This window comes from Barnesiella sp. WM24, assembly GCF_004570975.1.
Classification (GTDB): Bacteria; Bacteroidota; Bacteroidia; order Bacteroidales; family Muribaculaceae; genus Muribaculum.
The window spans coordinates 75,362-90,408 of the sequence record NZ_SPPC01000002.1; the positions used below are offsets into that span (position 1 = coordinate 75,362).

15 protein-coding genes are annotated in these 15,047 nt (G+C 47.2%); 9 read left to right on the plus strand and 6 right to left on the minus strand.

Annotated elements, in window-relative coordinates; translation table 11 throughout:
- The first annotated feature begins 5 nt into the window (after positions 1-5).
- Positions 6-1,481, plus strand: a complete 1,476-nt coding sequence (locus E4T81_RS02245) for a TrkH family potassium uptake protein (protein ID WP_135040995.1) — start codon at positions 6-8, stop codon at positions 1,479-1,481.
- Positions 1,482-1,665: 184 nt separating this feature from the next.
- Here the strand turns inward: E4T81_RS02245 and gpmI are convergent, their stop codons facing one another.
- Positions 1,666-3,180 (minus strand): 2,3-bisphosphoglycerate-independent phosphoglycerate mutase, encoded by a 1,515-nt coding sequence (gpmI, locus tag E4T81_RS02250; RefSeq protein ID WP_135040997.1) that lies wholly within the window; start codon positions 3,178-3,180, stop codon positions 1,666-1,668.
- A 220-nt stretch (positions 3,181-3,400) separates the two neighbouring features.
- On the opposite strand from gpmI, the gene E4T81_RS02255 reads away from it, so the two are divergent.
- Positions 3,401-3,892, plus strand: coding sequence for an RNA polymerase sigma factor (locus tag E4T81_RS02255; RefSeq protein WP_135040999.1), 492 nt, complete (start codon positions 3,401-3,403; stop codon positions 3,890-3,892).
- A gap of 12 nt (positions 3,893-3,904) precedes the next feature.
- The gene (locus E4T81_RS02260) at positions 3,905-4,447 is read left to right on the plus strand and encodes a hypothetical protein (RefSeq protein ID WP_135041001.1); all 543 of its coding nucleotides are present in this window, start codon (positions 3,905-3,907) and stop codon (positions 4,445-4,447) included.
- Between the two features lie 7 nt (positions 4,448-4,454).
- On the opposite strand, the gene E4T81_RS02265 is transcribed toward E4T81_RS02260, so the two are convergent.
- From E4T81_RS02265 to E4T81_RS02285, 5 genes are all read right to left on the minus strand, one after another.
- Positions 4,455-5,438, minus strand: coding sequence for an SPFH domain-containing protein (locus E4T81_RS02265; RefSeq protein ID WP_135041003.1), 984 nt, complete (start codon positions 5,436-5,438; stop codon positions 4,455-4,457).
- Between the two features lie 36 nt (positions 5,439-5,474).
- Positions 5,475-5,918 (minus strand): NfeD family protein, encoded by a 444-nt coding sequence (locus E4T81_RS02270; protein ID WP_167761586.1) that lies wholly within the window; start codon positions 5,916-5,918, stop codon positions 5,475-5,477.
- Between the two features lie 113 nt (positions 5,919-6,031).
- On the minus strand, positions 6,032-6,919 hold the full coding sequence (locus E4T81_RS02275; RefSeq protein ID WP_135041007.1) for a carbon-nitrogen hydrolase: 888 nt from the start codon (positions 6,917-6,919) through the stop codon (positions 6,032-6,034).
- Positions 6,916-7,962 carry an agmatine deiminase family protein gene (locus tag E4T81_RS02280; protein ID WP_371683029.1) on the minus strand — a complete coding sequence of 349 codons (1,047 nt, stop codon included), beginning with the start codon at positions 7,960-7,962 and terminating at the stop codon, positions 6,916-6,918. The genes E4T81_RS02275 and E4T81_RS02280 overlap by 4 nt, the downstream gene beginning before the upstream one ends.
- Positions 7,955-8,188, minus strand: coding sequence for a hypothetical protein (locus tag E4T81_RS02285; RefSeq protein ID WP_135041011.1), 234 nt, complete (start codon positions 8,186-8,188; stop codon positions 7,955-7,957). Before E4T81_RS02285 ends, E4T81_RS02280 begins: the two co-directional genes overlap by 8 nt.
- A 186-nt stretch (positions 8,189-8,374) precedes the next feature.
- On the opposite strand from E4T81_RS02285, the gene E4T81_RS02290 reads away from it, so the two are divergent.
- The 6 genes from E4T81_RS02290 to E4T81_RS02315 all read left to right on the plus strand — a co-directional run bounded on the left by E4T81_RS02290 (position 8,375) and on the right by E4T81_RS02315 (position 15,042).
- Positions 8,375-8,974, plus strand: a complete 600-nt coding sequence (locus E4T81_RS02290; RefSeq protein WP_167761589.1) for a DUF4136 domain-containing protein — start codon at positions 8,375-8,377, stop codon at positions 8,972-8,974.
- 53 nt (positions 8,975-9,027) lie between these two features.
- The gene (gene prfA / locus E4T81_RS02295) at positions 9,028-10,137 is read left to right on the plus strand and encodes a peptide chain release factor 1 (RefSeq protein WP_135041015.1); all 1,110 of its coding nucleotides are present in this window, start codon (positions 9,028-9,030) and stop codon (positions 10,135-10,137) included.
- Complete coding sequence (locus tag E4T81_RS02300; RefSeq protein ID WP_135041017.1) at positions 10,134-11,171, plus strand: hypothetical protein; 1,038 nt, start codon at positions 10,134-10,136, stop codon at positions 11,169-11,171. The genes prfA and E4T81_RS02300 overlap by 4 nt, the downstream gene beginning before the upstream one ends.
- Positions 11,171-12,001 carry an orotidine-5'-phosphate decarboxylase gene (gene pyrF / locus E4T81_RS02305; RefSeq protein WP_135041019.1) on the plus strand — a complete coding sequence of 277 codons (831 nt, stop codon included), beginning with the start codon at positions 11,171-11,173 and terminating at the stop codon, positions 11,999-12,001. The genes E4T81_RS02300 and pyrF overlap by 1 nt, the downstream gene beginning before the upstream one ends.
- A 209-nt stretch (positions 12,002-12,210) precedes the next feature.
- Positions 12,211-14,265 (plus strand): tetratricopeptide repeat protein, encoded by a 2,055-nt coding sequence (locus E4T81_RS02310; protein ID WP_135041021.1) that lies wholly within the window; start codon positions 12,211-12,213, stop codon positions 14,263-14,265.
- 30 nt (positions 14,266-14,295) lie between these two features.
- Positions 14,296-15,042, plus strand: a complete 747-nt coding sequence (locus E4T81_RS02315) for a LytTR family DNA-binding domain-containing protein (protein WP_135041024.1) — start codon at positions 14,296-14,298, stop codon at positions 15,040-15,042.
- The last annotated feature ends 5 nt before the right edge of the window (positions 15,043-15,047 follow it).

A 15,047-nucleotide genomic window follows, 5' to 3' on the forward strand; every position in this document is an offset into this window, starting at 1 on the left:
CGGTCATGGGCATTTTTTCCAACACCCAACGCATCAACATTCCTATGCTCCTTCGTGTGCTGGGATGGCTTCTCATCATCGAGGCGATGTTCATGGTAGTGCCGTTGATTACATGTCTGCTCTACAAGGAGTCTGACTATCTGGTCTTTCTGTGTACCGCAGGAGTCACCTTGTTGTCGGGGCTACTGATGACATGCTGTATAAGGCCGCGACACACATCTATGGCAAAACGAGAGGGATTTCTACTTACGGCACTCGTATGGGTGGTATTCTCCCTGTTCGGAATGTTGCCTTTCATGTTTTGCAGCACACCGCTTGACATCTCCGACGCTTTTTTTGAAACAATGTCGGGCTTCTCGACCACAGGCGCGACGGTCTATCCCTCAGTCGACATCCTTTCCCACGGTATAAACATGTGGCGATGCCTCACACAATGGCTCGGTGGCATGGGAATCATACTTTTCACCCTTGCCGTGCTGCCTATGCTCAATCACTCGGGCGGAATGCAGATGTTTAATGCAGAAGTAACAGGAATCACCCATGAGAAGTTACGTCCGCGAATAAGCCAGACAGCCAAAAGCCTGTGGATGATATATTTCGTGCTGACCGTGATAATCTGCTTTCTGTTATGGTTAGGACCGATGGACTTTTTCGACAGCCTCTGCCACGCACTGTCGACAATGTCGACAGGCGGATTTTCTACGCGCAACAACAGTATCGCCTACTGGGACTCCAACTATATAAAGATAGTGGTAACGGTGTTCATGTTTCTTGGCGGTGTCAATTTCGCACTCATATTCCGCGCGTGGCACGGTGACTTCAAAAGCCTTACACGCAATGACACGTTTATGGCTTATGTGAAAATCGTGTTCCTCGCCTACATCTTTTTTGTCATAGCCATCTTTGCCAACGGAGAAGCCCACACTGTCGTAGACGTGACCATCGACCCGCTTTTCCAGATAATCACGACCATCTCTTCCACCGGGCTCACTGCAAGCAATTTTGAAAAGTGGGGACCATTTGTAATATCCATAACTTTCATACTGATGTTTTTCGGTGCGTGCGCCGGCTCTACAAGCGGAGGCGCCAAGATAGACCGTCTGCTGTTTCTGTTGAAAAACACGAACAACGAACTGTATCGCTCCGTTCATCCCAACGCCATAAGGTCAGTGCGCATAAACGGCAACATCATCTCGCCCGACATCGTAGAGAAAGTGATAGCCTTCCTTTGTATATATGTCATGATTATATCAGTGGGAGGTATCGTGCTTACGGCATTCGGTATTCCTATTATTGATGCATTTTTCAATTCATTCTCCTGTGTGTCCAACATAGGTCTCGGCATTGACTCGCAAAGCACAGGCGGCTTTGCGATGTTGCCCGACGCCGGTAAATGGATATTGTCATTTCTTATGCTCACCGGACGACTTGAGATATTCACGGTCCTGATAATCTTTACACCGGCTTTCTGGTCGAAATAATAGATAGAAGTCGTCAAATAGAGCTAAACAATACGGGCGAGTTTCCACTCTATGTCCCTCCCCCTACCCTGTAAGCCATATATCGTCATGCAATAAATTAAAGCAATGCGTATAAACGAAGAGAGTGTACCAAAAAGTTTTTTTGATACACCCTCCGCTATTTTTATATCAAGAGTATATAAGCTTAGTCGATAAGCGCATGACCGGTCATCTCTTCCGGCTGCGGGATACCCATGATTTTGAGGATTGTAGGAGCTACATCAGCAAGCTTTCCATCTTCCACCTTCGCGTCTTTACGCTCAGTCACATAAATACAGGGCACAGGGTTAAGCGAGTGTGCTGTGTTAGGGGTTCCGTCAGGGTTAATTGCATTGTCGGCATTTCCATGATCGGCAATGATAATCACCTCATAGTCGGCGGCCTTTGCAGCCTCTACGGTTTCCTTCACGCAATCGTCAACAGCCTTGACAGCTTTCTCGATAGCCTCATAAACGCCGGTGTGTCCCACCATGTCACCATTAGCATAGTTGACCACGATGAAGTCATATTCCTCGCTCTTTATAGCCTCAACAAGCTTGTCCTTTACTTCATATGCGCTCATTTCAGGCTTCAGGTCATAAGTAGCCACCTTGGGCGAAGCTACAAGTATGCGCTCCTCGCCTTCAAAAGGAGCCTCACGACCTCCGTTGAAGAAGAAAGTCACATGAGCATATTTTTCTGTCTCGGCAATGTGAAGCTGCTTCTTGTCAAGCGAAGAAAGATATTCGCCAAGTGTATTGCCTACATTTTCCTTGTCAAAGAGGATATGCACACCCTTGAACGACGCGTCATAAGGAGTCATGCAGTAATACTGCAACCCGGGAATAGTGTGCATCCCCGCCTCGGGCATATCATGCTGAGTGAGCACCATTGTAAGCTCCTTGGCGCGGTCATTGCGGTAATTAAAGAAAATCACTGCGTCACCGTCCTTTATCGTGCCGTCGACATTAGCGTTGACGATAGGCTTGATGAACTCGTCGGTCACATCCTCGTCGTAAGACTCCTGCATAGCCGCAACCATATCGGCAGCCTTTTTGCCCTCACCGTTTACGAGAAGGTCGTAAGCAATCTTCACGCGCTCCCAACGCTTGTCACGGTCCATTGCGTAATAGCGACCTATGATTGACGCAATCTTGCCTGCCGACTTGTCACAATGAGCCTGAAGCTCCTCTATGAAGCCCTTTCCGCTTCTGGGATCGGTGTCACGGCCGTCCATGAAACAGTGGATATATACCTTTTCAAGTCCATACTCCTTCGCAATGTCGCAAAGAGCATATAGATGGTCAAGAGAAGAGTGTACACCGCCATTGGAGGTAAGCCCCATGAAATGTATAGCCTTGCCGTTGTCGCGGGCATAGCTGAAAGCATTCACGATTTCCGGATTCTTCAGGATAGAGCCATCCTTACAAGCCTTGTTTATTTTCACAAGGTCCTGATATACTACACGACCTGCACCGATGTTCAGGTGTCCCACCTCAGAGTTTCCCATCTGACCGTCGGGCAGACCTACATTTTCACCGCTTGCCTGAAGCTTTGAGTGAGGATATGTGTTTACGAGATAGTCCCAATAAGGAGTTGGAGTAGAGAAAATCACGTCACCTTTGCCGTGGTTGCCGATTCCCCATCCATCGAGAATCATTAATAAAGCTTTCTTTGACATATCAATATATATTAAGATTGAATTTCGGGTTACAAAGTTACTATTTTTAAAGGCTTGTTCAAAGAGTAATTACATTATTTAATAGTTGCGGTAGTATTTGATAATCAAACATCCAGACAGAGACACCTGTGACTTATCCACAAAAAGGAATAAAAAATTATATCTTTGCGGGAACTATTGAATGAAAACTGCGTCTAACGAGTCAGAAAACAAAATTAAAATGACTACTGACAACGATATAAACCACCGTTACCGCCTCCTGATTGACCAATATGGCAAACTCATAAACAAAGTATGCTATATGTATGCCGATTGCATAGAAGACTTTGAGGATCTCAGGCAAGAGACGTTTATCAATCTGTGGAGAGGCATGGATTCTTTTCGCGGAGATGCCGAAATCACAACCTGGGTCTATCGTGTCGCGCTTAACAGCTGCGTGTCATTCTTCCGCAAGAACCGTAAACATAAAGACATCACTCCGCTCGACCATATCCTGGAACATGCAGCCGACGATATTGACCGCGACAGTCAGATTAACGAGATGCACCGTCTTATAAATCGCCTTGACAGGGTAGAGAAAGCGCTTATACTGCTCTGGCTGGATGAATATCCTTATGACACGATTGCTTCCATTCTTGGAATACCACGTAATACGGTAGCATCAAAACTACACCGCATAAAAGAGAAACTGATCAGATACTCCAACCAATAACAACTACAAAAAATGGATTTAGAACAAATGAAACAGCAACTCAATAACCTCAACCGTCGTCTTGACAGTCTTGAGGAACAGAATTCTTCCCTGATCAACCGCATCGAGTCAGGGCGCATCAACTCGGCTCAGCAACGCCTCATAAAGCAATATCGCATTTTTAGCTGCGTAGGCATGATGATGCCTTTAGTAATCATCATTTTCTATAAAGAGATTCTGCCATTACCTACAAGGGTGTGCGCCGCCACATATTTCCTCACAGCAGCGATAATGGACGCATATCTGGCAAGAGGCATAAAGAGCATCGATTACAACACCATGGGCGTAGCGACTGTGGCGAAGAAAGCCATATACTACAGGAAACGTCATCATATATTCATGGGCATACTGATAGCCATGTGCATACCGCTGATTGCAAGCTTCTTTTTCGCGATGGGCACAGAGCGATTTACAGTCTACGGCATGATAGCCGGACTAATAATAGGGCTCGCGATAGGAATCAAAGCATATCTCAACATAATGAAAAACTACCGCGAGCTAGCTATCTGCGATTAAGACCTCGCTATACATTCTTGTCAAACATCGCCTTAATGGAGCCGATGGAACTCAACACTCCGGAGGCTTCATAAGGAATGTAGACCGTCTTATTGTCCTGTCCTGATGTCATCTCGCCCAAAGTCTCTATATACTTCATGGCAAGCATATAAGTTGCGGGGTCAGTCTGAGATGCCTTTATCGCCTCGGCGACACGGGTTATCGCCTCAGCCTCAGCCTGCGCTGTAAGCACCTTGGCTCGGGCCTCACCCTCAGCGCGCAATATCTCGGCTTCCTTGACTGCCGTGGCACGGTTAATCTGCGACATCTTCTCACCCTCGGAAAGCAGGATGACCGAAGTCTTCTGGCCCTCGGCGTTAAGAATCTCCGCGCGACGGTTACGCTCAGCCTGCATCTGCTTCTCCATCGCCTCGCGCACACTCTTCGGCGGGGTAATGTCCTGAAGTTCCACTCGATTTACTTTGACTCCCCACTTGTTAGTCACCTCATCAAGTATAATCTGAAGCCGCGAGTTAATGGTGTCGCGAGAGGAAAGCGTCTGGTCGAGTTCAAGCTCACCTATCACATTACGCAAGGACGTCTGCGTGAGCTTCTCAAGAGCATTGGGCAGATTGTCAATCTCATACACCGCCTTTTTCGCATCCACAATCTGGAAATACAGCAGCGCGTTAATCTCAGTCGTCACATTATCCTTGGTGATGACCTGCTGCGACGGGAAGTCATATACCTGCTCGCGGAGATCGATAGCGGTGGAAGAGGTAATCCTGACGACTGTCTGCCCGTTGACCGACGACTCTACCCTGCGTGTATATACCATCTTAGGCTTATCGATAAAAGGCCATATGATATTTAGTCCGGGAGCGAGCACGCTGTGGAAACGCCCGAGACGCTCAACGACACGTGTCTCCGACTGAGGCACAATTTTTACTCCCGCCGACACGACGATTATCACTACAAGTACAAGTAATCCCAAGAAAATGTAAGTTCCCATGTCTTATAATATTCTGATGTTAGTTATTCTAATCTATTATGCCGGCTTGACTGTGAGTATAATGCTGTCGTAGCCGGTAACTCTTACTTTTGTGCCGTGGGCGAGCGGCAATCCGTCATGGCTGCGCACCTGCCAGTCATCACCGTCGATACGCAATCTGCCAAGCCCTCCATCGGCAGGAATCTCATGATTCAGAAATCCCTCCCTGCCTATAAGAGCCTCCATATTGCTGTTATAGTCAGTGCGGGTGGATTTCTTACCTTTCCTGATTCGGTTGACAAAAGGCACAAGAAATATAAACGAAAGGATGACGCCGACCGCCATGACAGCGAGCTGGGTCTCCATCCCGAAGCCGACAAGAGCCGCCACAAACGCAAAAAGGCAGCCCACTGCCACACATAATGTAGCGACAAGACCGGTAAGCAGCTCGATTACAAGCAGCACCGCGGCTGCTATAAGCCATATAATCCAAAGTGACATAGCCAAATTAATATTGATGGTTTTCTCAAAGATACAAAAAAGTCGCATATCTTCAAAACTATGCGACTTTTATTCATTAAAGTTTGCCTTTTCCTGACAAAAACAAAATTTTCTCAATCAAGATAACGCGAGGTAAGACCTCCATACTCGTCTATCCTGCGGTCACGCAGAAAAGGCCACCAACGCCTGACATTTTCCGAGCGCGAAAGGTCTATGTCAATTATCTCAGTCGCCTCGCAGTCGGAAGGCGCACGGAAAAGGAACTCACCCTGCGGACCGGCGACAAAACTGTTTCCCCAGAATAAAATGCCATTGGTCATCTTCGACGGGTCAGGCTCATGTCCCACACGGTTTACGGCAACGACAGGCAATCCGTTAGCCACAGCATGACCACGCTGCACCGTCACCCATGCATCAAGCTGTCGCGCCTGCTCCTCCGGAGTGTCACTGCTCTCCCATCCTATCGCGGTAGGATATATCAGCAACTCGGCACCGCGCAGCGCCATGAGTCGCGCAGCCTCCGGATACCACTGGTCCCAGCAGACGAGCACACCAAGCCGTCCTACCGAAGTGTCAATCGGTTCAAAGCCAAGGTCGCCCGGCGTAAAATAAAATTTTTCATAATAAGCGGGGTCGTCAGGGATGTGCATTTTGCGATACTTGCCCGCGATTGAGCCATCTTTTTCAAACACAACCGCAGTGTTGTGATAAAGTCCCGGGGCACGCCTTTCATATAACGACACGACAATTACCGTCGAGGTCTCGCGTGCAAGCGACGCATAGAAGTCAGTGACAGCCGACGGAATCGCAACTGCATAATCGCAGAGGTCGGTCGATTCTGTCTGGCAGAAATAGAGCGTGTCGTGCAGCTCCTGGTTTACAATCAGTTCGGCACCGTTTTCAGCGAGCGTCCTCACTTTGTCAGCTATACGCCGGCGGTTGTCTTCTGGCGAGTCACAGTTAGCCTGCTGTATTATTCCTATCTTTATATTTTTTTTCATATCGGCAATGTATCTTCAGGCAGCTGCATAGTCACGCAATGCAGCGACCCGTGTTGTTTTATAAGCGCCCGGCAATCAATCGGCTTGATTTCACGGTCGGGGAAAGCTATTTTCAAAATCTGAGATGCGAGAAAGTCTTTTTTAGGCTGACCGTAAGAGGGCATCAGCACAGACCTGTTTGTAATCAAAAAATTAGCATAGGTCGCAGGCAGCCTCAACCCGTCCTCATCATAGACAGCATCGGGCATCGGAAGTTCCACGAGGTTAAATCTGTCGCCGCAAGGTGTTGTCATCTCCATCAACTGACGCTTCATAGCCTGAAGACTCTCATAATGCTCATCAGAAGCATCATCACACCCCACATATATTATCGTATTATCAGGGGCAAGACGAGCAAGGGTATCAACATGGCTGTCGGTGTCATCTCCTGCAAGATAGCCATAATCAAGCCAAAGCACCTTTTTCAGGTTAAAACGGTCAATCAGATATGACTCAATATCTTCCTTTGACATCTCCCCGTTACGGTTAGGCGACAACAGACACTCGCTCGTTGTAAGAAGAGTGCCTGCACCGTCGCTCTCGATGGAGCCGCCCTCAAGCACAAATCCGAGACAATTACAATAACCGCCACGAATCACGCCCTTCTCAAAAAGGCGCCTTGTGATAAGATTATCTTTATCGGCGGCAAATTTAAGACCCCAGGCGTTAAACTTGAAATCGCAGAACGAAACAGTGTCTTCGCCAATAAGCGATATCGGTCCGAAATCACGCGCCCAAGTGTCATTAGTAGGAACTGTGACCAGAATCACGTTATCCATATCCACACCGGCATCCTCAAGACACCGGCGGGGAATCTCGACATCCGGAGCCGCCACAACGACCTTTTCCTCTTCGGCTATTGTCTTGACAATTTCGGTAAAACACGTCGTGACTTCGTCTATCATGTATGCCCAGTCAGTGTCCTCGTGAGGCCACGCAAGCAAGATGCCGTCTTGTTGTTCCCATTCAGCGGGAAGCCGTAAAACGGCACTGTCATCATTCATCATAATCATTCAACGTATCGTAAATAGAATCCTGCGATTCAAGATACTCGTCGCAGTAATCAATAAATCCCATTTTCTCTGAACTGCCTACTGAATCACACCACTCCCGGTATTGCTCATGCAGCTCTGCGTCTTCATGAATTAGTTTTTTAAACTCTGCCTCAGCGATGTCCACGCTCCTGTTATGGAGGATAAGCTGCTGAAACAGCTCTGTTATATCTTTCATATTTCAGTGTCGATAACTTAAATCGTTAGTTTTAGTTAAGGTCTGCAAAATTTTTCGTGTCCAAATTTACAACTCAAATCCTATTTCTACAAATCTTTTCACAATTTTAAAGAAATTATCTACCATTACGGCAAACATCGCTGAGCCAAACAGCGTTAGACCTCTATAATCACTATGAATATCACTATGAAAATACATCTTGTCATATTCGCTTTTATGATTATGTCACTAATGTCGTGCAGCTCTTTCTCATTAGTAAACAGTGAGGTTTATGACCACGACGCTCTTGCCAGCCACAAGACCTTCCATATTGTCGACCTTAAAATGGGCACTCTGCCGCCGCAGGTCGACAGCGAGACCTACGAGTGTATAGTTGAAGCCATACGCACCCAGATGCTTGAACGAGGATACCGTGAGTCAGCAAATTCACCGTTGCTGATAAATTTTGCCATAACGGTTCACAACGACACAGTGCTGACCCCTCCGGGAAGCAAAGAGACCGACGGTCCCCACTATTCAGGCACCTACCCCTGTTACATATATCCGCAAGAATATTACTGGGCAAGCCATTATCTCGACGCCGGTGTAATCGACGGAATATATGAAGACGGCGTATTGACAATCGACGTTGTAAACATAAAGAAGAAAGAGCCGCTTTTCACCTCATCGGTGGCATCAATTGTAGATATTGACGGCAATTACAGGAATGACAGCGAGATAGACAAAGCGGTAATATTGCTTTTCAGTGACTATCCGGTAGCTCCGATGCCCCAATATAGAGATTAAAAGATTGAAATTCCGCAGAATATTTCGTAACTTCGCAGAAAATTAACGAAATAATGGCAGAAAACAATCTCTTATCACGCCTTGACGGCATTGAGGCTCGTTTTGAGGAAGTAAGCACGCTCATCACCGACCCCTCCGTGATATCCGATATGAAACGATATGTGCGCCTGACCAAGGAGTACAAAGACCTTGAAAAGCTCACCAAGGCTACACGCAGTTACCGTAATCTTGTCGACAATATAAAAGAGGCGCGCGAAGTGCTTGAATCAGAAAACGAAGAAGAGCTACGCGCCATGGCAAAGGAGGAACTTGATGAAGCCACCGCCAAGATGCCCGGTCTTGAAGAGGAAATCAAGCTTCTGCTTATACCCGCCGACCCTGAAGACGGCAAAAATGCCATTGTAGAGATACGTGGAGGTACCGGCGGCGACGAAGCAGCGATTTTTGCAGGCGACCTATACAAGATGTATGTCAAATACTGCGAGTCAAAAGGCTGGAACGTCGCTGTCACAAGCTTCAATGAAGGCACAGCCGGAGGCTTTAAGGAAGTGGTATTTTCCGTATCGGGCGAGGGCGTCTATGGAATCCTGAAATATGAGAGCGGCGTACACCGTGTGCAGCGTGTGCCGGCCACCGAGACCCAGGGACGCGTACACACCTCCGCAGCTACGGTAGCAGTGCTTCCCGAGGCGGAAGAGTTTGACGTCGAAATCAATGAGGGTGAGATAAAATGGGACACATTCCGAAGCGGAGGTGCTGGCGGACAGAATGTCAACAAGGTTGAATCGGGCGTACGCCTTCGCTACATGTGGCGAAATCCCAACACGGGCGAGACCGAAGAGATACTTATCGAGTGTACCGAGACTCGCGACCAGCCAAAGAACAAAGAGCGCGCGTTAAGCCGACTGCGCACGTTCATATATGACAAAGAGCATCAGAAATATATCGACGACATCGCGTCACGACGTAAAACCATGGTGTCAACAGGCGACAGGTCGGCAAAGATACGCACCTACAACTATCCCCAAGGCCGTATAACCGACCATAGGATAAACTATACAATTTATAACCTTTCGGCATTCATGGACGGTGACATTCAGGACTGTATCGACCACCTGATTGTAGCTGAAAATGCTGAAAAGCTAAAAGAGTCAGAATTATGACGCCTCCCCCTGCCCCACATCGTCCACGGAAAAGCAAAGACAGCAGGAGTACCGGTCTGTCCACGATTGTGACATCCATAATCGCGGCAGGAGTAGTGCTGGCATTAGCGATTGCCATAGGGGTACCTGCGCTTTTCAGATATATGAAACGACGAGAGATTGACAGGCGCAATCAATTATCATATGAAGAGCGATCCAAAATGATAATCAACAACCTCAAAGCAGGGGTAGAATTTACGGTACATGACAGCAACCAGACATCAGGCGACAGCTACACCTTCCGGTTACAGGAAAATGACTTTGTCCCCGTTACCGACAATGCGGCATGGGTGCGCCCGTTTCTCCACAGGATAGACAGAATTGTGCCCGACTCGAAAGGGCGTGTGTCTATCGACACAGGTGATGACCGGCGTGTATCATTAGCGATTGACAGTCTTATCATCCACAACAGCGAAGCCCCCTACTCTCCTATAACGCTCCGGGTCGCCGACTCACCTTCCATGACTGCAGTGCTTACCTACATCGATGCCGATGTCTATAACCACTGTGAAAAAGACAGCTTCAACTATCATTCCTACGTAGGATTTGTGAAAGGTTATCTTTTTGAATCCGATCCCTCAGGCGTCAGCAACAAGACTATGCCCGGAGGCACGATTGACAGTGATGACGACATGGCTTATTATAGCTATACTCTTCATGCCGATGATTTTGCACCTGTGGCAAAAGGAGCCACGGGGCTGAAACAATTCGTGTGTCAAGTCGACAACAAGGTGCCCGATGCCTCAGGCAAAGTATTTGTGGGGACGGCTAACGCCCGCGGATGGCTAAATATCGACAGCCTTGTACACAAGGCTTCCCACAGGACATTCGAGCCGATACCGGTTAAAGTCAATAAAAGCAGCAACACCCTGCTATTGACCGAGTTGAGCGTCACCACAAAAAATCATAAAGACAAAACAAAAAACGAATATAAATCATATACCGCCACAATACACGGCTACGTATTCAGCAAAGACCCAATAATATCACAATAATGAAACGCGACCAATTAGTAGAAAACATCCGCAGAAAAGGCTCTTTTCTCTGCGTCGGACTTGACAGTGACATCAACAAGCTTCCGGCTCACTTACTTACGGCAGACGATCCTGTATTTGAATTTAACAAAGCGATAATCGACGCTACAGCGCCTTATTGCGTGGCCTATAAACCCAATCTTGCCTTCTATGAGGCAACCGGGGCTCAGGGCTGGATAACCCTTGAGAAAACTATCAATTACATAAAGGAAAACTATCCCGACCAATTTATAATCGCCGACGCCAAAAGAGGCGACATCGGCAACACGTCAAAGCTATATGCACGTAGCTTCTTCGAGCATCTTGACGTAGACTCCGTGACAGTAGCCCCCTACATGGGAGAAGACTCTGTGACACCGTTTCTCGGCTATGACGGCAAATGGGTGATTCTCCTCGCCCTTACCTCCAACAAAGGCTCACGCGACTTCCAGTTTATAGAAGACAAGGAGGGCAAACGCCTTTTTGAGCATGTAATCGAGACTTCATCAAAATGGGCGACTCCGGAAGAGATGATGTATGTAGTAGGAGCGACTCAGGGAGAAATGTTCAAAGACATCCGCAAGGTAGCTCCGGAAAGCTTCCTGCTTGTACCGGGCGTAGGAGCCCAGGGCGGCAGCCTGTCAGAAGTGGCACGCTACGGAATGATTAACGATTGCGGACTGCTCGTAAACTCTTCCCGCGGCATTATCTTCGCGTCATCGGGTGAAGACTTCGCTGAGACAGCGGCGAAAGAAGCGGCGAAACTACGCGATGAAATGACCACCCTTCTAAAGGAAGGCGGAGTCATCTAATAAATACCGACGACATTTTTATACAGGGATAAGGACATGGCAACACCGTGTCTTTGTCCCTGTATTGCATACACACACTTTGCGACAAGGCATAAACGGTAAAATAATAGGCTCAACCGTATAAAAATACGGCATATAATACATCACACCTCATTATAAATTTATTAACTTTGTATAACAACTTTTCATTAAAGCCACACATAAATCCTATGATTTTGAAGCGACATGGCGTATCGGGTCAAGCGATAGACAAGCTGAAGAGATTTCCGGCATATCTGTCCGGCATAATCCTGAGTGTCGCGGTGTTATCAGCCTGCAATTCGCGAGACAGCATCACTGACCACGACACAGCCGGAATAATAGCAGAAATCGACGACTCGATCAGCGCGGGTTCTACCAATACCATGACCCTTATCGAACAGCGTCTTTCAGAGACAAGCGACAGTAATCTATATTACGAAATATATCTCCGCAAGCTGCGGCTCCAGGCAACCACCTGCAACATCACCCCCGACAGCATGCAATGGAGCCGGCTTGAATCATATCTTGAAGGCAGTAACCCCACCCCACATATAAACAGCATGAAGGCGTCGCTCTATAACCTTATGGGATTTGCCTATCACAAATATCAATATGACCCCTATACAACCATAAGTTTCTACAACAAGGCTTATCAGGCATTGCAACATAGCGAATCAGACAAAAACATTCCCGACATATGCGCCAACATCGGCGACATTTACATCGACCTCAGCGACATGCCGATGGCGGCGCAGTGGTATCGACGCGCCCTTTTTCTTTCCGATTCACTCCGCCAGCCGGAAAGCGACAAACTTACCCTGATTACAGGTCTCGCCAGAATCAGCCAGAACATAGGCGACTACGAGAGCGCAAAAAGCAACTTTGAAAGAGTATATAAGCAGATCGACCGACTCGCCCCTAACATGCAGATATATTTTCTCAACAACTATGGCAATTTTCTCTATTACACCGGCGATTACCGGGCAGCGGAGAAAATGTTTGAACGTCTTGGGGAAATGCTTGAATCAAACGGGCTTGCCGACGGGATGGACATGATGGTGTGTCGCATCAATCTTGCCGACGTCTATCTAAACCTGCACAAACGCGACGAAGCGATCAAGAATCTTGAACAAGCAGAGGCATATTTCAAAGCCACCGGAAATGACACCGGGGTATATTATGCCAACACCATACGCATAGGACTCGCACTGCTTGACAATGACACCGAGACCGCCAGAAGAGTAATCGACAGCGAAAACATAACGACCCCTATCGACTTCAACCTCGTCAACATACGCCATCGATACCTTATCGAATATTTTGAAAAGCGAAACGACTTCAAGAGCGCGTTTTACGCTTTGAAAGCGCAGGAAAGCCACAATGAATCGCTACAGCACAACATAACCCACATGCGCACATCCGACATCATGATGCGCTACTCACAGGACACGCTTGCCTTGAACCATGCAATAGCCATGAAAGAGAAAGATGTCGTAATAAAACAGGCAAGATGGGCTATATATGCCAGCATTGTCACGATAATAATGATTGTGATAATGTCACTTTATATAATAACCCTTTTAAGAAAACGACGCCTCCAGGCCAACATGCAGCTTATCAACATGAAGCTGTCAAGCGTGAGAAACCTTATATCGCCTCACTTCATATTCAATATCCTGAACCACACCGTTGCCAAAGCGGATGTCAACGAAGCGGGAGAGCTTATGTCGCTCGTGACTCTCATTCGCGAAAACCTGAAAATGTCAGGACGGCTTTATGTGAGCCTTGCCGAAGAAATCGATTTTGTAAATTCCTATCTTGACGTAATAAGATATAACCTGCAACTTAACGTCATCGAAGAAATACCCGATAAAACCATTCTTGAAAATCTTGTCATCCCGTCGACTTTTATCCATACTCTTGTAGAAAATGCGATAAAACACGGGCTATCGGACAAGGAGGGCGAAAAACGTCTTGAAATCATCATCACCACCGGCAGCGACTTCTATACGGTTAAAGTCATTGACAACGGCAAAGGCTTTGACATAAGAAAAAACGCCGCGACTGAAGGCGGCACAGGACTTAAAGTGATAAGAAGCACCATCGCCATCCTGAACAGATACAATAGACAGAAAATATCATTTACCTTATCAAACATTACCGACAACGCCGGAACAATCAAAGGATGTGAGGCTACACTCATAATCCCGGTTACCCTGAAAAACAAAAGGTTACAGGGATAATAATACGGCTAAATTTATCAACTTATAATCATGAACGCTTTAATCATTGAAGACGACCAGGCGGCAATCAACGCTCTTAAAGAGAAGCTGGCGCAATATCCCGACATAACAATCGCCGCAACCGCCTCCAACGGCATAGATGGAATAGAGTCCATAATCAAGCATAAGCCCGACATACTTTTCCTTGACGTGATGCTGCCTGACACTAACGGCATAAGAATCCTTGACACGCTCAACGAAATGCCTGACATACCGGTATATGTCGTCATATACACCGCACACGATGACTATATCCTCCCGGCATTCCGCAATCACGCATGTGACTGCCTTCTCAAGCCTATCGACGATAAAGAGCTGAAGATTGTCATGGAGAGATTTTCCGACTATATAAACAACGGTCTTGACCGCTTCTCCACCCGAAGGGCGAAAAGCGCCAATGACAAGCTTATTTTCTACACTAACACCGAGGATTTCAGGATTGTCTCCATTCAAGACATCTGCACCTTCAGATACTCGGCGGAAAACAGATGCTGGCAAGCGATAGCGTCATCGTCCTCAAAACCGATGCCGCTGAAACGCAGTGTATCAAAAGACTCGATACTCAGCATTGACAACTGCTTTGTACAGGTCAGCAAACGCCATATAATAAACATCAACTACTTGATGGAAGTGAAAGACGGGTTGTGTCATTTTTATCCGCCGTTTGACAAAATCAACGATGTGAAAGTCGGACGTCTGTTCCGGAGAAAACTCATCAGCCGATGCTGCAACATCTAAGGAGG